This is a genomic window from Paenibacillus sp. MT124 (assembly GCF_058792755.1).
In genome coordinates, this window is record NZ_CM179500.1 from 1,609,463 (window position 1) to 1,629,803 (window position 20,341).

Here is a 20,341-nt window from a genome sequence, read left to right on the forward strand (position 1 = left end):
GTCGTTATGCAGGATGCGGGAATCTTCGAATCCAAAACCAATCCAACAACAGGGGGTAGGTTCTTTTGAGTAAAAGAATCAAATTTGTAAGCGTTATCTTACTGGCTGTAAGTTTAACGGCAAGCTTGCTTACCGGATGCACTTCCGAGACGAATACCTCAAGCCCGAGTTCAAATGCAGGAGAAACGCCGGGAGCAAACTCCGATCCGATCGAAATCTCCTGGGGCATTCATTTTGCCGCGGATGGAGTTGTCAATGACTCGGAGGTCCAGAAGTGGCTGGAGCAAAAGTTTAATGTAAAGATCAAACCCGTGAAGGTAACGGACGCCAGTATCGCTTCCGGGGATATACCAGACATATTCATGCTCGGTGATCCTTCTAATGTAATCGCTTACCAAAATCAGGGCGTGTTAATGAGCATTGATCAGAACATGTTGAAGGAGAAAATGCCGGAGTATTACGCGGATATTGAGAAAAAGAAAGAGCTTTTTCAGACTGTTACCGTTAATAACGAGCTGTGGGCTATCCCGATGTTTATCGATTTGAAGCCCTACGATCTGGGGATGTTGTGGCGTAAGGACTGGCTGGATCAGGTTGGCATTCAGAAAGTCCCGGAGACGTTGGATGAGTTCGAGGAAGCCGTTTATGCCTTTGCACAAAAGGATCCGGACGGTAACGGTATGAAGGATACGTACGGGTTGACAGGAACAGCTACGTCCACGTGGTCATCCGGGTTCTATTCCATCTTCGGTGCATTCGGTGTCGAGCCGACCATGTGGATGGAGAGGGATGGTCAGATTGTAAATGGATCGATCATGCCTGAGACCAAGGAAGCCTTGGCGAAGCTGCGTAAATGGTACGCGGATGGGGTCATCGATCCGGAATTTATTACAGATACACAGGATTCCTATCGTAAGAAACTGTATAACAATCGGATCGGTGTCATTGAAGAGCAGATCAGCAAAGGCGCCCTGCCGGAATCGGCAACAGTCAAGGAAATGCTGGCATTGAATCCGGATGCCAAGATGGCATTCTCCAAAAATCCGAAGGGACCTGGCGGTGACGGCTCATGGGATTGGGGAATCAAGAGCAATTTCTTGGTTATCGGCAGCAAAGTCAAGGATCAGCCAGAGAAGCTTGAGAAGCTGTTCGAAATTCTACAGGCCCAGAGCAATGATGAAGAGACCATCAATATGACCAGCCTTGGTGTAAAGGGGGAGCAATGGGATTTTACTGAAAGCGGTGCTACCTCGGGGGCGACGACATTCCTGCCTGGATTCGATAAGCAGGAGCAGCGTGATCAACTGGGAATCCGTCTGTTCTCTTTTGGTAACATTACCACTCAGGCTTATCGGGACAAATATTCCGATCCGAAGCTGAATGAGGCGGTCAAAACATATTCATCTGCTCCAAGATGGACCGATGCGCTGTTATTCTCTGTGCTGCCTTCGGACGGAAAATACAAACAGGAATTGACGTCACTCATGCAAAAATATTTTGCACAAATCATCAGCGGCGAAATTCCTCTGACTGATTTTGATACATTCGTAACGGAATGGAAGGCAAAAGGCGGCGATGAACTAACGAAGGAAGCCAATGAAATGTACCAAGCACAATTCAAAAAATAACTCGGACTTGGTCTGGACACCCGTGAGGGATTAATGATCCCTTGCGGAAGGTCTTCCAGGTTCGGTTTAACAAGGAAGTGCGTCATGAAAACAATAAAAAAACACGGAGAGCTGCTTTTATTATTTCTATTCGCCTTCGCATTCTTCGTCGTATTTAAATACGGCCCTTTATATGGCGTCGTCATTGCCTTCAAGGATTTCCGGGTAGTCGACGGGATATGGGGAAGTCCGTGGGTGGGATTCCGCCATTTCCAGGAATTATTTCAGAATGGGGACTTTTATCGATTACTTAAAAATACGCTGCTCCTGAATTTGTATCAGATGATCTTTGCTTTTCCCGCACCAATCATACTGGCGATTTTGCTTAATGAGGTGAGGTCAAGGTATTTCCAGCGGTTCATCCAGACGACCATGTACTTGCCTCATTTCGTATCGTGGGTCGTCATGTCCGGGCTGATTATTTATTTTCTCTCTCCAACGTCCGGCGTTGTAGGGGAAATTGTGAAGTGGTTTGGAGGGGAACCTGTCTTTTATATGGGAAAGAAGGAATATTTCCGCCCGATTGTGGTCATTTCTTCGATCCTCAAGGATATCGGCTGGGGCTCGATTATTTACTTTGCTGCTTTGGCGGCGATCAACCCGGAGCTGCATGAATCCGCCGTTATTGACGGAGCCAATCGGTGGCAGCGAATCATTCGAATTAATATCCCTTCCATTATGCCAACCGTCGCGATTATGTTCATCCTCAGTCTTGGTGGTTTCTTAAGCGCAAACTTCGAACAAATCATCAATCTGTTAAACCCGGTCAATTACGAAACGGGTGACGTCATCGATACTTATGTCTACCGGGTAGGTCTGCAGCAGTTTCAGTACAGCTACACGGCGGCCATAGGCTTGTTTAAATCGCTGGTAGGGCTCCTGCTAATTCTGGGGGCTAATCTGACCGTGCGAAAATTGAGCCGCGGCGAGAGCGGTCTATGGTAAAGGCAGGAGGAAGACAGTCATGAAAATAAAAAGATGGCAAGAGCTTATTGCACCCGCCATGATCTATCTTATTTTGTCCATCCTGGCACTCATCGTTGTGTACCCTTTCATTCATGTCCTGTCCGTCTCCTTTAGCGGTAGGGGAGAAGCACTTCGAAGCGGATTTCATTTTTATCCTCGGGATTTCGAGTGGGAAGCATACCGCGGGCTTCTGGACTATCCATTAATCTGGTCAGGATATGCGAATACGCTGTTTCGGATGGTCGTAGGCACGACCTTAACACTTCTCGTTACCGTCTGCGCCGCTTATCCGCTCTCCCGTCCCGATCTGCCCATGAAGCGGCTGTTGATCATGCTGCTGTTGTTCACGATGATCTTCGATGGCGGGATTGTCCCGCAATATCTATTAATCAAAGAACTGCATCTGCTTAACACGCACTGGGTCTATGTGCTGCCATCCGCTGCCAATGCTTTTCATGTACTTGTGATGATCTCGTTTTTCCGCTCCGTTCCGGATGCGCTGATCGAAGCAGCTCGTATCGACGGGGCAAGAGACTTGCGGATTCTGTTCCGCATCCTTCTCCCGCTGTCCATTCCGTCTCTTGTGACGATCGGGCTCTGGAATCTGGTTTATCACATTAATGCGTTTATGGATAATCTGCTTTACGTCACGGATTCATCCAAATTCGTGCTGCAGCAGGTTGTCCGCCAGATCCTCATCGAGAGCAAGCTCGACCCGTTTACTACGGCGACGCTTGCAACACCACCTGCTCCGGAGAGCTTGAAAATGGCGGCTGTCATTGTCAGCTCCTTGCCGGTAATCGTAATGTATCCTTTCCTGCTTCGATATTTCGAAAAAGGAACCATGATTGGGTCTGTAAAAGGCTAGTGATTGTGCACATTTTATCTGATTGATCTTATAAGGGAGGTATTTCCGAAGATGATGAGGAGACGGATCATTATTGCATTAATCCTGGTGTTGTTGGTGGGATGTCTGCCGGTTACGGGAGTGAATGCGGAAGATACGGTGGACCCTGGTGCTGTCTTTTATATTTCAAATGATGGTGATGATTCGAATCCGGGAACGGAAGCCGATCCATTCCGTACACTTGAGAAGGCCAGGGATGCAATCCGGCAATTGAAGAAGGGTTCCGGGCTGCCTGAAGGCGGTGTGACGGTCTATTTAAGGGGCGGCACCTATAATAGAAGCGAAAGCTTTCTGCTGGAGGAGCAGGACTCCGGTACGGAGAATAAGCGGATAACCTACAAGGCTTATCCCGGAGAAAGCGTACGGTTAAACGGCGGTCTGGAACTTCAGAAAAGCTGGTTCTCTCCGGTAACGGACACGAATGTCCTGGACCGAATCATCAGTGCGGATGCCAGAACGAAGGTTCTGCAGGCAGACCTGAAAGCTCAAGGCATCACGGATTACGGTGTAATGAGCCGGCATGGTTATTACAAAGCCAATGACGTCAGCCAAGTTCCGCCGATGGAGCTGTATGTCGAAGGTCAAGGCATGACCCTTGCTCGCTGGCCAAACAATGGAACGGTCCAGATGGGCACCATTACCGATCCCGGACCAACCCGCAGCGACCGGGATTTGCAGACACGCGGCGGGACCTTTACCTACAATTACGAAAGACCGGATCTCTGGGAAGAAGCCGATGACATCTGGTTGGATGGCATATTCGGTTACAGCTGGGAATGGTCGTACAACCAAGTCGCATCCATCGATACAAGTAACAAGACGATTACCTTGGCATACGGAGAGATGAGCGGTCTGTTTACCAACTGGTACCCGGACTTCCATTTTGCCCAAAACCTGCTTGAGGAGATCGATATGCCAGGTGAATATTATATCGACCGGAAGCAGGGTAAACTCTACTTTATGCCTACGGCTGCCTTTGAAAGTGATCACCCTGAGATCATGGTTACAATGCTTAAAACACCGATGATTAACGCGAATAATCTTTCGCATGTGACCTTTGAGGACCTGATCCTGGAGAATGGCCGGGACTCCGCAGCGGTTATTATGGGCGGTGACAGCGTCCGATTAGAGCACTGCGAAATACGTAATTTCTCCAATGGCGGTGTCTTAATTAATACGCAGAGCCGCTGGTTGTATAACGACTTTGCCAAAGTGGACGGAGTGAATCATGCGGTGATCAGCTCCCATATTCATCACATCGGAGGGACCGGGGTGATTCTGAATGGTGGAGATAAGAAGACGCTTGAGCCAGGAAACAATGTCGTGGAGAACAGCCATATCCATGATTTTGCTTACTACCATAAAGCCTATAATCCGAGCATCTTCCTGACCGGTGCGGGGAACAAGGTTTCACACAACGAAATTCATGACGCTCCCCATCCGGGAATGCTGATCTTCGGCAATGACCATCTCGTGGAATACAACAATATTTATGACGTCTGCAAAACCTTCTCGGATCTCGGTGCCATCTATATGAATCTGGGCGAGTCACCTCAGGAACGGGGATCGGTAATCCGCCGGAATTATTTCCACAATATCGGGGAAGGCAAGGCAGGGGTTCAAGGGGTATATCCGGATAACTTTACGATGGGCATTACCATTGAAGAGAACATATTTAAGGGTATGGGTAACGATGCCATTCTCAATAACGGCGGTGCCCATATCAAGACCCGGAACAATATTTTTATTGATGCAAAGGTACCGTATGAATATTCGGACATGTATCTAGGCGATCAACCGGATCAGCAAATCTCCAAAAACTATATGCCCAAATGGAAGGCGTTGTTTGAAAAGAACAACAATTTCGAAGGCACGCCGCATATGGAGAAATACCCGGAACTGGCGGATTTTTTCACGGAGAACCGGTATTATCCGGATACCAACACGTTTCAGAACAATGTGATCTATAACCCGACGAGGAAATTAAGCGGCACCAATAATCAGGGAGCAAATGACAAACGAAACCTGCTCCAATATGCGAACAACTGGATTACGGATCATGATCCTGGCTTCGTTAATCTCGCGAATGGGGATCTGAATTTGAAGGCGGATGCGGAAGTGTTCCAAAAGATCCCTGGTTTCCCGGCCATCCCTTTCAGTGAGATGGGAATCCAGGGGAAAGCCGGTCCATACCTGGCTCCGGATCATATTGCTGTAGATCGAATCCAATTGTATGACGAGAGCGTAACCATCGGGATTGGGAAGTCATTCGCTCTATATTCCGCAGTCATTCCCTGGAACGCAACGAACCCCGCTATTCAGTACACGTCGAGCGACCCTTCAATTGTTAAGGTGGATTCAAGCGGCAAGCTGAAGGGTGTTAGTATAGGGAACGCAACGATTACAGCCGTTTCTGCTGACAACCCGGCCTTAAAAGATGAGGTCCAGGTTACCGTTGAAGTTGGGGATGGCATTATCGATTATACCGATTTCGAAAACGGCAGGAACAGCTGGCCGACAGACCCGAACCGAAGCATTGTCGAGGTTGAAGGCGGCAACCATATGTATAAGCTTGTTAAAGGAGCAACAACGTTAAATGAGAACGAGTTTAATCATTATGAGCTGACTTTTAAGATGAAGACGCCGAAAATCATTGCAAATGATGCCACATTCTATGTGTTTGACCGGCTGAACTCTGGCGGAAGCGGCGGCAGGATTGGTTACCGGAAGTATGCAAACGGAACATCTGCCTGGCTCCTGTATAATGCGGCCTGGGCGGCAGTGAAGCAGAATACGCTGGCTGCTCCTGATCTGCAGCCGGATACGGTCTATAACATGAAAGTCATCGTTAAGGGTCCGGAGATTAGTGTTTACGTGGATAACAAATTGAAGCTAAAGGCGAGCGATTCGACATTCAATGCATCCGGCCAGGTTGGGTTCTATGCCGGCGGCTTCAGTGAGCTTCTGTTTGATGACATCAAATTTACCGTTCCAAGCAGGGAAGTATCGGGTTTGCTGCTGGGTGAGAGCCATGTCAACATGGTCAAGGGGGAACAAAAGCAGCTGCAAGTTCAATTTGATCCCCTTGACGCCGAGAATAAGGAGGTCATCTTTCATACCTCCCAACCGGGAATTTCCGCTGTGGATGAACATGGATTGGTAACTGCTTTGGCGGAAGGGGAGGCTGAAATCACCGTAACATCAGTCGCCAACCCGGAAGCTTCAGCATCCGTACGCATTCAGGTATCTGATGTGATGCACTTTACGGATTTCGATTCGGGAGCGAACGGATGGCCGGTGGACCCGAACCGCAGTATCACAACTGTAGATGGCAACAAAAAGTATAAAATTCTCAAAGGTGCCTCGGCCCTTCATTCAAAGACATATACCGACTATGACCTTACCTTCACGCTGAAGACGCCGGCGGTCATGCCGGATACGGGAACACTTTATGTATATGATCGTTCCGTCTCCAGCACATCCGGGAAAATTGCATACAAGAAGCTGGGAGACGGCACTTCACAGTGGATTCTTTACAATGGGGCATGGACAGCTCTGAAAACGACAAATCTTCCTGATCAGGACCTGAAGCCTAATACCGAGTATACCATCCGCATCCGGGCCGAAGGTGCCGACATCCGCGTGTACGTAAACGGGGAACTTCGACTTGAAGGTTCGGATACCAAGCACAATTCATCGGGAACGGTAGGCTTCTATGTAGGCGGGTTCAGCGAAATGTGGTTTGATGATATCAAGTTTTCCCTAATTGATACGGATCGAACTGCTCCTGAGACCACGGCCGTGATGAGTCCGGCAGAACCGGACGGCATGAATGGATGGTATACACAGCCTGTAACCCTTGCCTTGTCTTCTGAAGGTTCTGCATCCGCATCGACAGAATATAGTCTGGATGGAGGGGATACCTGGCTGGCCTATCAGGACTCCCTAACTTTCAGTCAGGATGGCCGTTATTCCATTCTATACCGATCACTGGATTCATCCGGAAACGCGGAGGAAGCGAAATCTCTGGAGTTTAATCTGGATGCCTCGGCTCCCATCATTTCGGTGGCAGAGCCGCTTGCTGGAGATTATACAAGTGCAGACTCCCTGAATCTGTCTTGGACAGCTGTCGATGAGGTATCCGGGGTTGATGAATTGAAGAGTACAGCAAGGCTCAATGATCAGCAGATCGAGCAGGGAGCGGCGGTGCTTCTCTATACGCTGCCCCTGGGAACTCACACCTTCACAGTAACCGCCACAGACGAAGCGGGGAATGAACAGGAAGCGGTTGTGACATTCTCAACTTCTGCAGACATCAGCTCACTGAAAGCGTTGGTAGCACTTTTTCAGGAAAAGTCCTGGATTGACAATAGCGGGATCGCTAACAGCCTGCTCAAGAAACTAGATAATGGGAATACGGAAGCGTTTCTCCATGAGGTTCAAGCCCAGAGCGGCAAACATATTACGGAGGAAGCGGCAGCCTACCTGCTTCGGGATGTGCAGGCTGTAACAACAGAATAGACGACAGAAAAAAAGCCTTTCCGATCATATGGTCAATACCCCATTTTCTAGACATTATAAAAAGACCCTAGGCTGCAAACTGGCGTCGGTACTCTACCGGCGTCAGTTTTTTTAGTTTCCGTTGTGGCCGCCTTCGGTTATAAAAACGGATGTATTTTTCGATTTTGCTTTGTGCTTCGGTAAGCGTTCGGATATGATAAGGATAGAGTCCTTCCGTTTTGAGATGCGAGAAGAAACTCTCCATAGAGGCATTGTCATAACAATTTCCTCGGCGAGACATGCTGATTCGGGCGCCAACCTTTGGCAGCATGTCGTGATAAGCATGAGACGTGTACTGGAACCCTTGGTCGCTGTGAACGACCAGTCCGGTCACGTCTTTTTGCTTCGCAAACGCTTTTCTGAATGTGCTGAGCACCAGTTCATTGTCGTTGCGTTCGCCTATTTCGTAAGCTACAATTTCGTTATTAAACAGATCCTTTATGGCTGAAAGATATACCCAGCGCTCGCCCACACGATACTGGGTAATGTCAGTTACCCACTTCTGATTGGGTTTTTCTGCACTAAAGTCCCGCTTCAAGTGATTCTCTGCTACGCGCTGAGCAGGTGCATACGAACTGCTGGAGCGCCGTTTACGACGAATTCGAGATTGGATACCGAGCATTTGCATGAGGCGGAGCACCTTCTTGTGGTTCATCCAAATGCCTTGATCTTGCCAAAGGAACAACTGGAGCTGTCGATAGCCATACTTGCCTTCATATCGTTGATACGTTTGAAGGACCTGTCTCTTTGCCTTTGCATCGCGATCGAATCGTTTGCGTTTTACATAGGCATAAAATCCACTCCGAGACACGCCAAACACATGGCAGAGTTTCTTGATGTCACCGTATCCGGCTACCTTTTCCATAATTTGAAATCTTTCTTGTTTGCTTCCTCCTTCCAGATGACCAAGCACTTTTTTAGCAACTCATTCTCCGTTTCAGTTTGTGCACATAGCGTTCTTGATCCAAGTATTCTTTCCGTCGACCTCGCTGATCCAACAGTCCAAACTCGCCTTGTTCCCGGTGTTTTCGCATCCAGCGCTTCATTCGTCCCGGGTCATGAATTCCCAAATGTTCATTGATCTTTCGGTAAGTCCACCCCTCAACGGTATGCAGACGAATAGCCTCTTTTTTTATCTTCTCCGAATACGTTTTATACTTTTGTCCTTTAATCGCCATAAAAAAATGCACCCCCTAGAATTTCATCGGTTAAACCCAGGGGTTTTTCCAATGTCTATTCTAAGGGGTGCACTTCACATATTCGGAAAGGCTCTTTTCTTATAGCTAACGTTGAAATTGCAGCTCGGGATAGATCCAGGCATAAGCATGATAATGGCCGCTATTGATATTAATATTGCCTGTGATCGGGCGGTAAGGGGCGACAAAACGTTCAAAGTCCGGATTCTTATAGATGTTCGCCATCGCCTCAACCAGATCGAGGGGCCATGTTCCGCCAGAGAGCTGTGCCGGGAAGATCGGATTATCGTCGTATGGCCATTCTTTCAGATGTCCGTTGACATAATGGAAGAATTGTTCGACGGCACAATGGAGGCTTTTGCCGCCCGGTGAGACCCAGCGGAACAAATCCTCTCCCGTTGTATCCAGGACGAGCTTGGCGGCGGCCGTTACCGGAGCGAGAGCGAAATAATGATACCACAGGGAATGCTTGCCTCTGGACGCTTCTTCCGGAATGAATCCTTCGATGGAGAGGGAGTGGTCGAGATGTTCTTTGAGCGCGGTCACCTCTTCTGCCAAACCAAGCTTATCATCCATAAAACGATACAGCGCTAACTGGGCATACAGACTCCAGCTCCACCAGTTGTTGCGGAGGGGGATTCGATCCCACTCCGGCAGGCACACCCGGGTCATCCATTGGGTGAACATTTCTCGCTCCTTTTCGCTCCAGTCCACGTATTCTTTGATTTCATTTGCCGCCAGAAGGAGTCCAACCCCCAGATAGGCGGATACCAATGGTCCGTCCGCACCTGTAATCTCCCGATTAACCACTGCCCAGCCCATGATGATTTCCTTCGCTTTGTCTGCATAAGCAGCTGTTCCTGTCAGCCGGTGGGCCAGTGCAGTCGTAAAGGCCGCTTGGGCATCCTTCTCCATCCGCTGCTTCGCGAGCGTGTGCCCCTCAGTATCCTGGTAAAAGCCGGGAATACCCCAAGTGGCAATCGCATGGCTGTTCGCAGATAGACTCCCGTTTGCTTGATCAAGAAGAACTTCAAGTGCAGTCGGATGATTCATATGCATGCAGCCCACCTCTTCTGAAATGGAATGATTCATTAATATCCTTGTTGTAGTAACAGATACAGAAAAGCAAACCTACTTGGGCTCTACATCATCCAAGGTCAGACAATAACGAAGATGCCTCATGTATGAACTGTCTGCGTTCCTAAATACCATACCGAACCGGATGTCCTCCCCGGCTCCTTGCACGATAGCGATCAGACGATTAATACCGGCACGCAGCTCGATATGTCTTACCGGATCGGGAACATGACTCCCGTTTATATAAATCTCATATTCGCAGTTTGTGTTGACTTGAAGCTTACCTCGAAGGATACCATCGACCGGATTACATGAAGGGTCCAAACCATGAACGAAACAGCTCAGGAACCAGTGCTCATCACCGGGATCCTGGATAAGAAAGGCACCGTCCGAAGAACTTCGTTCTTTCTTGAGCATCCAGCCGTAGAGCCCCTCGCCCAGATTGTTCAGCGAGAATTCCGGATCCGTATAGTAGGCCTTCATTTCCTCGTAATTGACCCAAGGCTTGCAAGGCAGAGCCATGACCTTTTCAACGGACCAGTGCGCGTCTGTTTTGGAGCTGTGAAGAAGACCGTCGTCTATGGCAGCCCCGAGATTGGCCAAGAGCCGGCTATATAAGCGTATGGACTTGGCGGAATCCGGTTCAAGGAGCAGTTGAGATAAAATGATACTTCCTTGTTCCTGTTCCGCTTGAAGTACGAAACTCCCGGCAGGACGCTGATGATCCCGGTTTAGCTCCACCAATGCCAGCCTGCTGTATTCCGACGTATGCCCATGCACAAAATAATCCTTCCATGCGGTCCCTTCTACGCTTGCACATAGTACTGCTGCATCGGTCGTATCCAGACTGTAAGAAGCCAAAGGACGATTAACGACTTCTCTGGGCGAGAGAAAAACCTTGTCGAAACCGAATAGGTCAACCGGACTTAATCCTTGTACCGCAGGCATATCGTAATTCGCCTGCAAGTGGTACGTTTCATGCTTCAGGATCGAGACAGGACGCTTCAACAGAGCAGATAGGGCGGCTTCATGACCTGGAGCAGCGGGAAGGATGACGAGTTGACCGCCATGCCGAACATATTCATGTAACAGGGCTGCGGAATCCGTACCCAAAAGGAGGTTTGGCTCCACGACAAGCAGTTGATATGTCCCGAGAAGGCTGCTCGTGATATTCTCGAGCACGTCGAAGGAAAGGCCAAGGGACCGCAGGAAATGCGCTGCTGCTCCTCCCGGTTCGACCCATGCAGCCGTTCGGATCGCTATCGTTTCGACGTTTCCTGCATAAGCGAGCATGTTGCGCAGCAAGCAGCAGGCCGCCGGGACGGTATCGAAGTGCTCCATGAGCTGCAATTGATTAGCGATGAAGAGGCCGCTGCCTTCGCGGTATTCCAGAAGAGGTGACCACAGATCGCCGCCGTCTCCAAAGTCCCCTGCGCTGCATTCCAAGATCATATTGAAGTTGCCCTTGATCGGTTTCTCGAAAGCGGCGTGGATGATAGGAGGGGGGCCATCCTCACGGATCTTTTCGTGCCAATACATCAAATCATCATTGTCCAAGCCCTGAAGGATGGGATGGGTATAGCTGCCCGCGTGGGCACGGATGAAATCCTGCCGCGACATCGTCAATTGACCCAGAGACAGATGAAGCTGTTCCAACAGCAGAAGACGCCCGCCCCTCCGCACATAATTTTGGAGCACAATCTCCAGTTGACCGCCCTCATCCTCCAGCCCGCTGCCTGCAACGACGAGGTGATTGGGTGAAAGCTCACCAAGCTGTTCAAGCGGGATTCGCCTGCATTCCGGGACAAGGCTGTTCAACAAATGGAAGTCTTCTTCCCGACCTATGTAGGCCACAGGTCGGCCTATAGAGACAGGGGTGGTTTTATAATGTGAGGGATACAGTTTGTACTGCAAATTCAGCTCATGAACGAGCTTGTCATCATGAAACATTACGGCATGAAAGTGTATAGCGGTTACGTCCGTGACAGGCTCAGGCTTCCAGGTTACGGTCACAATCTCATGATTCGCCGGTTCTTGGTTGAATAGGAAGAGCTCATGGTGAAGGAGTCTGCCTTCCTGACGTACTTCGCATTCAATCCGAGTCTGACTTGAATGGAAGGTATCGTTATAGACATCGAAGCTTCTGGAAATCGGCCCATCATCGAAGAAGGAACGATTGTATTCTGCCGGTATCATGGTAGCTGGCTTGAAAGAGGCTTCCATGATCGGGAAGGACGGGTTCTTCATATAAAGCGGATATTCCTTCGGAAGAAGACCGTTATTCAGCGTGAGCGCGTATTTGGGTATGACTTTTGGTTTCGGCCCCGACGTATCTGGAGCGGATGGAGGAAGCACAATATCTTGCTCCGGCATGGCCCGCATGAAATAATGGGCGAAGTTGAAGGTGGAGATTCCCGAAACGCCTTGCCGCCTCGCATATTCCACGAACAGCCGCTCCTTCTCGGCCAGACCTCGGATGCATTCATCCGTGTTTCGATACGCTGCCAAGCCTACGTACATGCTGCTGTTCTGAGGACAGACATACCACCAGCCGCCATGCTCGCCGAACACGAGAGGCGTCTTCCGATCCCACGCGTCAATGGTGCCGTCTATGTTATAGTGCCTGCTCTCCACCTCTGTGAGTTCTTGGGGGAGGAGACGGTTATCGCCTTCTGCGATGATCGGGCGGGTAGTATCCAACTCGCGAATGAGATTCATCATGGAAGGCATATGCTGCTTGAATATATCGCGGCCGTCCACCCATCGCATCTCGTTCTGCAAGCTCCACAGGATAATGGATGGATGATTACGGTCACGCTCTACCAGTCTGCGGACATGGGATTTGCAGTTTGCGATGTAATCGGGATGATCGGCAGGCATGGATTTGCTCGAACCGTAGATGGCCGTTTCATCCACAATCAGCATGCCCATCTCATCGGCGATATCCAGATAATAGGTCGGATGAGGCGCGGCATGCAGACGAACACAGTTAACTCCGGCCTCCTTGCACATGCCATACCAGGTGCGTACGTACTCCTGTGTTTGTTGAATGGCACCCTGGAAATGCCAGGAGTCACCGCGCAAGTTTATGGGCGTACCGTTAAGAATAAACTGCGAACCCTCGGTCCAGATCTCACGGAAGCCGAATGGCTGTTCCACCCGGTCGATAACCCGGTCACCGTCCAGAAGCACAAGCTCCAAGCTGTACAAGAAAGGCTGCTCCGGATTCCAGTACTTGGCGTCCTCCCAATCCAGGCGGAACGTGGGCCGGCTTGAATCCCCTTGGCCGCTCACGGCTAACACATCAGCTTCAGCCTGAAGAATGGGGGAGGACGCCGAATCACCGTTTTCGCGCACATGAAGAATAGCCTTGTGGGATGTCTTCAAGGAGGAAGCCAAGGGATGGATTACCGCAGCATCTACTTCCAGCCGATTCTCCCGTACCGACGTTCGGATCGTTACATCGGCAATCGAAATCTCCGGCCGACTTTCCAGATATACGTCCTGCCATATCCCTCTGGCAATCGAACCGAACCACGAGCCTGCAAGACCTGTGATTTTCTGTTGACCTGAAGGAATCTCCACCTTGTCAAAGCTGCCGCAGACTACATGAAGTTCGTGCTCCGTATCCTTTCTGACCAGTTTGGTAATCTCCACGAGAAGAGGCAGGTAACCATCCTCCCACATGGCTACGAGATGATGGTCGAGATACACGGCAGCCTTTTGCATGATCCCGTCCATACGGAGGAAGATGCGTGTCCCTGGTTCTTTCATGGATGGAGGTATCCGGAACGATCGATGAAGAACTCCCGCTTCGGCTTGCGCCCACTCCTTCGGATATTGAAATACATCATAAGGTGCATATTCGTACTCGGGAATGATCCCGAAGCTCTTTCCCGGAGGCCTTTCGTAGGAGCTTCTCCAGCTGGAGGGGACTTGAACCTTTTGCTCTTCGTAAACCAGCTCTGCAGGAAGCCCGAAGCCAGTGCCCTGCTCATACAAAGGCATGAAATTCCATTCACCGTTTAAGCAATATTGAGTTCGCATGGTAGGAATACTCCTTTCGTTTGACATTCGTTATGCCCGGATAACGAGCGGAATTTCCAGCCAGATCAGTGAGCTCCCATCGGACGAATCCCAGGGTATGAAGTGAGGCTCCATCGTTCCCGCCCAATCAGGCGGCGTATGGGATGTGGAGAGCTTGCCTGAATAGGACGGCTCCTCGATGGTTGCCGGATCTTCCGAGTAGAAGAACATCAGATTCTCATGCAGGGCAATCATCCCGTACTTATCGCCATCCCCCGGCTTCTCCTCCTGATACTGGTAATGGTAGAAGACATAACTGGCGACTTGATCCGGCTTGAGATGGGCGATTCTGGCATAAGGCCGGGCCGAAGCGTTTTGTCTTAACCATTGTTTCTCGCTGACCGGCTTGTGATAGTGGAATATATCGATCATCGGTACCCACCTTCTAGCACTGCTCGTTCCGGGCCAGATTTCCAAAGCGTCTTCACAGTGAGCGAACAGTTCATGAGGATCAACCGATTGGACCGGACTTTCATAATAAAGAAACAGCTGTGTCCCGAAATGGAACAGACTAAGTTGACAGGCCTCGAGTTCCTTCATCCGGGTTTGAAGTTGAAGTACGGGTAAAGCTTCGCGGAACAATTGCTTAAGATTCGAATTCTCGCGGCACTGCGCACGGAAATGATAGCGGTACATAAGCCACCTCAGTTTCAAGTCTTTTATCCCCATGTTACTGTAATTGGCTTCATAATTCCTTGACGATAATGACCTTCTTTAGCATAATAGCGACATGAATAGAAAAAGCCATTATCTGGACCTGGGGCTTGAACCGGATTTTATTTTTCGCATTGAGAAATGCCCTCTAACTCATGACTTTGATGTCCACCAGCATGACTATTCCGAGCTCGTTGTCATTCTTGGAGGTACCGCAACGCACATTATCGAAGGAAGGGAGTATCCGATCTCTGCCGGGCAGGTGTTCTTCATCCATGGCAATGTGTCCCATGGCTATAAAGACGTGGATCATATCGAGTACGTCAACGTCATGTTTCATCCTGACCAGATGACTCAGCTGCAGGAACTGAAGCTGATGGCCGGCTTCCAGGCATTATTTTATTTCGAGCCGTTCTACCGGAAGGAAATGAACTTCAAAGGGATGCTTACCTTAAATGATGAACAGCTGCGGCAGGTCATCGGTCTGCTGGATGTCATTCTGAGTGAGCATGATCAGAGGCCGGAAGGTTACCGAATGATGATCCGCTCCTACTTTACGGCACTCATGGGTGTGCTCTCCCGTTATTATGTGGCGAACAACGGGTGGCCTCAGAATAAAGCGCTGCGAATCGCCGAGTCCATTACGTACCTGGAGGAACACTTTCAGGAGCCTCTCAATCTGGATATGCTCGCGGAAAGGGCGTATTTGTCCAAAAGGCAGTTTCTTCGCGAGTTCGCAAGGAACTTCCAAACAACGCCCATGGACTATGTGATCCGGCGGAGGCTGGATTATTCCTGTACGCTTCTGCGTAATCCCAATTTGTCCATTCTGCAAGTGGCTCAAGAGAGCGGATTCCGGGATCAGAATTATTACGCCCGCCAGTTCAAGAAGGTTTACCTGTGTACGCCTACGGAATATCGGGAGAAATACGTCTAAACGTCTTGATAAGAAAACAACAGAGACTCATAGGAAAACAATAGGAACTCATAACAAAACAATATGAGCTCATAAGAAAACAGCAGGGACGATTACGTTCCTGCTGTTTTTGTCATGTGCGGCCCAAGCGGGTGCTTCGATATTGACCGGGTGTCATTCCCAGCTTTTTTCGGAATAGGCGAATAAAATAATTGGCGTTCTCAATCCCGATCAGCACACCGATCTCGGATACGGGAAGGCTCGTATTTTCCAAAAGAGATTTAGCTTTATTCATCTGCAGCTCGTGCAGGTATTGAAGTGGACTCAGCCCTGTGTATTTCTTCAGGCAGCGGGAGAGATAGTCCACATGGAAATGGAGCGTTTCTTCCATATGCTTCGCATCGAAGGGACGGGTGATATGCTCCTCGAGATAGCCTATCGTTTGATCGCACAGTATTCTTGAGCGTGGAGCATATTGCAGGCGCATAGCCGACTGCAGTTCGGTCAACAAACCAGCGAGCTGACCCTGCAGCGGCAAGGACGTTGCGGGCGACAAGCTATGGTGAAGCTCCATCATTCGCTGCAGGAAGGGAAGAATGCTTGGAGTGTGCAGGCTTGTGAATTTGGGAATATACATGACCTGCCGGTGCGGAGTGACATCCAGGTTGGAGCCTTTCGTGAAGGGAGTCGACCATGGAATTTGTCCGCTGTCCATCGTTCGGACAGGCGCAGGGTGGGCCAAGTGGAGCCAGTATATTTCGGTTTCTTCCTCGCAAGGGCGATGTCCGACATGCAGACGGTTCGGCTCAAGCACAAGCAAGGAGCCTGCTGTGATTTCGAATGGCACATCATCTTCCGTCATGTACAAGGTACCCTTCATTACAAAGAGCATGTCATACAAGTTAAACGAACGGCTCAGGTGCTGCTGCCCCGGATCCCAGATGGAGTGACCGATCGTCACTAACTGCGGAAGTGGGGGGATGGTTAGCTCAAGACAATTCATAAGGCCAGCCCTTTCCATTACTTCTTGGTGCACCTATTGTATCATGCACTGAATTACGAATGGTCGGAATTGTGCTATAAAAAGTCGTCTTTACACCTATTCGTTCAATGCTGGAAGGCCTATATTAGGGATATATGAACGAGAAAGGAAGCGAAATCATGCGATTCCGTCAAGTCCATCTGGATTTCCATACCTCGGAAGCCATTGTTCCCATTGGGGAGAGTTTTGACAAAAGGCAGTTTCAAGACATGTTGAAGCTTGGACATGTTGACTCAATTACGGTGTTTTCCAAGTGCCATCATGGCTGGGCGTATCATCCTTCGGAGGCCAATGAGATTCATCCGGGTTTAAGCTTCGATTTGCTTGCGGCACAGATCGAGGCAGCCCATGAAATCAACGTAAAAACACCAGTGTATCTTTCGGCCGGTTTGGATGAAAAGTTAGCCCGGCGTCATCCCGAGTGGCTGATCCGTGACATGAATGATCGAACGAATTGGGCTGAAGGCTTCATGCAGCCAGGCTATCATCAATTTTGCATGAACTCTCCTTATCTCGATATCCTGATCGAACAAATTCGGGAAGTGTTGCTCCGATATGATGTAGACGGATTGTTTCTTGATATTGTGGGTATACGCAAATGTTACTGTCATAACTGTGTGGATACCATACGACGTAAGGGGGATGACCCTCGCAACGAGGAAGCGATGAAGAGCCTATGGGAGAGCACATATGCCAATTACACAGCCAGGGTGAAGGAAACGGTGGAATCGATAAAACCAGGTCTGCCCATTTTCCATAATGGCGGACATATCAAGCGCGGTCGTCGCGATTTGGCTGCAATGAATACCCATTTGGAACTGGAGTCGCTGCCTACAGGTGGATGGGGTTATGACCATTTTCCTCTTTCGGCGAGGTACGTACAAACGCTTGGATTTGAATTTCTTGGCATGACCGGGAAATTTCATACCGCGTGGGGAGAATTCGGCGGATATAAGCATCCAAACGCACTCCGATATGAAACCGCTCTCAGTCTTGCGAATGGTGCAAAGTGTTCGATTGGGGATCAGCTTCAACCTGATGGCCGTATGGATCCGGCAACCTATGAATTGATCGGTACGGCTTACCGTGAAGTCGAAAGTAAGGAAGCATGGTGCGTGAATGCCGCGAACGTTGCAGATGTAGCGTTGTTGTCCTTAGAAGCAGCGGGTGTGCACCCTAAAGCCCAAGAAGACGCAAGTCGGAACGATTCGGATGCAGGCGCTGTACGCATGCTGCTGGAGGGCAATATCCTATTTGATGTGATTGATACGGAGCATGATTTTACGAATTATCAGGTGCTAATTTTACCGGATTATGTGGCGGTGAATGACGAGCTGAAGGATAAGCTGGATTTGTTTTTGCAGCAGGGAGGTAAGGTCCTCGCCACAGGCTGGTCGGGTCTGGATCAGGAGGGCACGTCCTTCGCCATTGATTTCGGAGTGAGATATGTGGGAGTGAATCCATACCGTCCGGACTTTTTTCATCCGTTGTTCAAGCCTGCAAGCCTGGGGGAAGCTTCCTTTGTCATGTATACGGAAGGCCAGAAGCTTGAACTTGCCGGCGGAACGGAGCTTGGAAGCAGGAAAGATCCGTACTTTAACCGCGATGTCTTTACCTTCTGTTCGCATCAGCATACACCAAGCAGCGATGTATATGGTGGACCAGGTATGGTAGAGAGCCGCAGCGGCATCTATCTGGCTTGGAACGTGTTCGAAGATTATGCGAACCAGGGAAGTCTGATCCTGAAGGAGACGATCCTGTATGCGCTGAACCGCCTGCTGCCTAATAAAACGCTGAACACCGATCTGCCTGCCCAGGGCGTAACCACCCTGCAAGATCAAAAGCAAGAGAAAAGGCTGGTCCATCATCTGCTGTATGCGTCCCCGGTCCGCCGCGGCAAACAGATCGAAGTGATTGAGGATATCGTGCCTTTATATGATGTTGAGGTGTCCCTCCGGACTCCCCATCAAGTGAAGAATGTGTATTTGGCGCCGCAAGTCCAGTCCATCCCCTTTAAGTGGGAGAAGGGTTCGGTTAGCTACACCGTTCCGAAGCTTGAATGCCATCAGATGGTAGTTATCGATTACGAGTGATATTGAGACAGGAAGGAAGCAAAGCGATGGACTTCAAACCGCTATCCATATTTATTGACCGCTTAACGGAATGGCGAATTCCATGGGCAGAGGTTTTGGTTTTGTACCGCAATCAAGAGGTCTTTCGCTACCGCAGCGGCTATGCTGACTTGGAACAACGTACTCCCATCCACGACAGGCAGATGATTCGGCTGTATTCACTGACCAAAATTCTGACCTGCACGGCCGCCCTTCAGTTGGTAGAAAAGGGAGCACTCCTGTTAAATGATCCGTTGTCGGACTATCTTCCTGAATATGGCGAGATGGCCGTGAAGGTGACCTTGCCGAGCGGTGAAATGGTATTGGAGAAAGCCCAGAGAGCGATCCGGGTACGGGATCTCTTTACCATGTCGGCCGGGCTCTCTTATGATATCCGTTCCCCTTCGATCCGGGAAGTCGTAAGACGCACAAGCGGAAGAGCGCCAACCCGCGAAGTTGTGGCGGCCATCGCCGAAGAACCGCTGTTGTTCGAACCGGGGGCGAGGTGGAGCTACAGTTTAAGCCATGATGTTCTTGCCGCTGTGGTCGAAGTTGTCGATGGAAGACGGTTCGGCGCCTATGTTCGGGATGAAATTACCGGCCCACTCGGGATGTATGATACCGGCTTCGATGTATCGGAAGAGAACCAAAGCCGTTTGGCTCCCCAGTATGAATATAGCGAGTCCTTAGGCAAACCTATTCGCAAGGAGGGGAACGATTACCGGATCGGTTCGGAATATGAGAGCGGCGGTGCCGGGATATTTTCCTCGGTGAATGATTACGCCGTCTTTCTGAATGCACTTACCCAACAAGGAACAAGCCCCGAAGGCGTTCGAATCCTGGCAGCCGAGACGGTGAATCTCATGAGAACAGATCATTTGACGGAGGCAACCCGCAGTCATTTCTCGTGGTCACAGCTTGCGGGGTATGGTTACGGGCTTGGTGTTCGCACCCATTGTTCCAAACAGACCAGCGGGTCGCTCAGTCCGCTTGGTGAATTTGGCTGGAGCGGCGCAGCCGGTGCTCTGGCGATTATGGACCCGTCTTCTCAGCTGACCGTCATGTATGCGCAGCATATGTTGAACAATCAAGAGCCCTATGTGCATCCACGCTTGAGAAATCTCGTTTACGCTTGCTTGAACCATCGTTAGGAGGAATT

Annotated in this window: 13 protein-coding genes; 7 read left to right on the forward strand and 6 right to left on the reverse strand. The window is 49.8% G+C overall.

Going from position 1 to position 20,341, the window contains the following annotated elements:
- Positions 1-65 precede the first annotated feature (65 nt).
- From AC3RCI_RS07435 to AC3RCI_RS07450, 4 genes are all read left to right on the forward strand, one after another.
- Positions 66-1,628 carry an extracellular solute-binding protein gene (locus AC3RCI_RS07435; RefSeq protein ID WP_492528287.1) on the forward strand — a complete coding sequence of 521 codons (1,563 nt, stop codon included), beginning with the start codon at positions 66-68 and terminating at the stop codon, positions 1,626-1,628.
- 84 nt (positions 1,629-1,712) lie between these two features.
- Positions 1,713-2,612 (forward strand): ABC transporter permease, encoded by a 900-nt coding sequence (locus tag AC3RCI_RS07440; RefSeq protein WP_236414948.1) that lies wholly within the window; start codon positions 1,713-1,715, stop codon positions 2,610-2,612.
- Positions 2,613-2,631: 19 nt separating this feature from the next.
- A complete protein-coding gene (locus AC3RCI_RS07445) occupies positions 2,632-3,501 on the forward strand; it encodes a carbohydrate ABC transporter permease (protein ID WP_183522861.1) in 870 nt (289 codons plus the stop codon).
- Positions 3,502-3,552: 51 nt separating this feature from the next.
- Entirely contained in the window at positions 3,553-8,061 is a 4,509-nt protein-coding gene (locus AC3RCI_RS07450) for an Ig-like domain-containing protein (protein WP_492528288.1), read from the forward strand.
- Between the two features lie 67 nt (positions 8,062-8,128).
- Here AC3RCI_RS07450 and AC3RCI_RS07455 read toward each other — a convergent pair whose 3' ends face one another.
- From AC3RCI_RS07455 to AC3RCI_RS07475, 5 genes are all read right to left on the reverse strand, one after another.
- Positions 8,129-8,965: an IS3 family transposase gene (locus tag AC3RCI_RS07455; protein ID WP_492528290.1), complete on the reverse strand. Its 837-nt coding sequence runs from the start codon at positions 8,963-8,965 to the stop codon at positions 8,129-8,131.
- A gap of 52 nt (positions 8,966-9,017) precedes the next feature.
- A complete protein-coding gene (locus tag AC3RCI_RS07460) occupies positions 9,018-9,278 on the reverse strand; it encodes a helix-turn-helix domain-containing protein (protein ID WP_492528292.1) in 261 nt (86 codons plus the stop codon).
- A gap of 105 nt (positions 9,279-9,383) precedes the next feature.
- A complete protein-coding gene (locus tag AC3RCI_RS07465; protein ID WP_492528294.1) occupies positions 9,384-10,355 on the reverse strand; it encodes an alginate lyase family protein in 972 nt (323 codons plus the stop codon).
- Between the two features lie 72 nt (positions 10,356-10,427).
- Positions 10,428-14,420, reverse strand: a complete 3,993-nt coding sequence (locus AC3RCI_RS07470; protein ID WP_492528296.1) for a glycoside hydrolase family 2 protein — start codon at positions 14,418-14,420, stop codon at positions 10,428-10,430.
- 30 nt (positions 14,421-14,450) lie between these two features.
- Positions 14,451-15,113, reverse strand: coding sequence for a hypothetical protein (locus AC3RCI_RS07475; protein WP_492528298.1), 663 nt, complete (start codon positions 15,111-15,113; stop codon positions 14,451-14,453).
- Between the two features lie 76 nt (positions 15,114-15,189).
- Between AC3RCI_RS07475 and AC3RCI_RS07480 the strand changes: the two genes are divergently transcribed.
- Positions 15,190-16,050 carry a helix-turn-helix domain-containing protein gene (locus AC3RCI_RS07480; RefSeq protein WP_492528300.1) on the forward strand — a complete coding sequence of 287 codons (861 nt, stop codon included), beginning with the start codon at positions 15,190-15,192 and terminating at the stop codon, positions 16,048-16,050.
- A 112-nt stretch (positions 16,051-16,162) separates the two neighbouring features.
- On the opposite strand, the gene AC3RCI_RS07485 is transcribed toward AC3RCI_RS07480, so the two are convergent.
- Positions 16,163-17,032, reverse strand: a complete 870-nt coding sequence (locus AC3RCI_RS07485) for a helix-turn-helix transcriptional regulator (RefSeq protein WP_492528302.1) — start codon at positions 17,030-17,032, stop codon at positions 16,163-16,165.
- 158 nt (positions 17,033-17,190) lie between these two features.
- Here AC3RCI_RS07485 and AC3RCI_RS07490 point away from each other — a divergent pair, with 158 nt between their 5' ends.
- Entirely contained in the window at positions 17,191-19,164 is a 1,974-nt protein-coding gene (locus AC3RCI_RS07490) for a beta-galactosidase trimerization domain-containing protein (protein ID WP_492528304.1), read from the forward strand.
- 26 nt (positions 19,165-19,190) lie between these two features.
- Positions 19,191-20,333: a serine hydrolase domain-containing protein gene (locus tag AC3RCI_RS07495; RefSeq protein WP_492528306.1), complete on the forward strand. Its 1,143-nt coding sequence runs from the start codon at positions 19,191-19,193 to the stop codon at positions 20,331-20,333.
- Positions 20,334-20,341 lie beyond the last annotated feature (8 nt).

What these genes read in the sequence shown, in the direction of transcription:
- AC3RCI_RS07455 (WP_492528290.1), bottom strand. Translation starts at nt 8,965, where the DNA reads ATGGAAAAGGTAGCCGGATACGGTGACATCAAGAAACTCTGCCATGTG.
- AC3RCI_RS07445 (WP_183522861.1), top strand. Translation starts at nt 2,632, where the DNA reads ATGAAAATAAAAAGATGGCAAGAGCTTATTGCACCCGCCATGATCTAT.
- AC3RCI_RS07465 (WP_492528294.1), bottom strand. Translation starts at nt 10,355, where the DNA reads ATGCATATGAATCATCCGACTGCACTTGAAGTTCTTCTTGATCAAGCA.
- AC3RCI_RS07490 (WP_492528304.1), top strand. Translation starts at nt 17,191, where the DNA reads ATGCGATTCCGTCAAGTCCATCTGGATTTCCATACCTCGGAAGCCATT.
- AC3RCI_RS07440 (WP_236414948.1), top strand. Translation starts at nt 1,713, where the DNA reads ATGAAAACAATAAAAAAACACGGAGAGCTGCTTTTATTATTTCTATTC.
- AC3RCI_RS07450 (WP_492528288.1), top strand. Translation starts at nt 3,553, where the DNA reads ATGATGAGGAGACGGATCATTATTGCATTAATCCTGGTGTTGTTGGTG.
- AC3RCI_RS07460 (WP_492528292.1), bottom strand. Translation starts at nt 9,278, where the DNA reads ATGGCGATTAAAGGACAAAAGTATAAAACGTATTCGGAGAAGATAAAA.
- AC3RCI_RS07485 (WP_492528302.1), bottom strand. Translation starts at nt 17,032, where the DNA reads ATGAATTGTCTTGAGCTAACCATCCCCCCACTTCCGCAGTTAGTGACG.
- AC3RCI_RS07495 (WP_492528306.1), top strand. Translation starts at nt 19,191, where the DNA reads ATGGACTTCAAACCGCTATCCATATTTATTGACCGCTTAACGGAATGG.
- AC3RCI_RS07480 (WP_492528300.1), top strand. Translation starts at nt 15,190, where the DNA reads ATGAATAGAAAAAGCCATTATCTGGACCTGGGGCTTGAACCGGATTTT.
- AC3RCI_RS07470 (WP_492528296.1), bottom strand. Translation starts at nt 14,420, where the DNA reads ATGCGAACTCAATATTGCTTAAACGGTGAATGGAATTTCATGCCTTTG.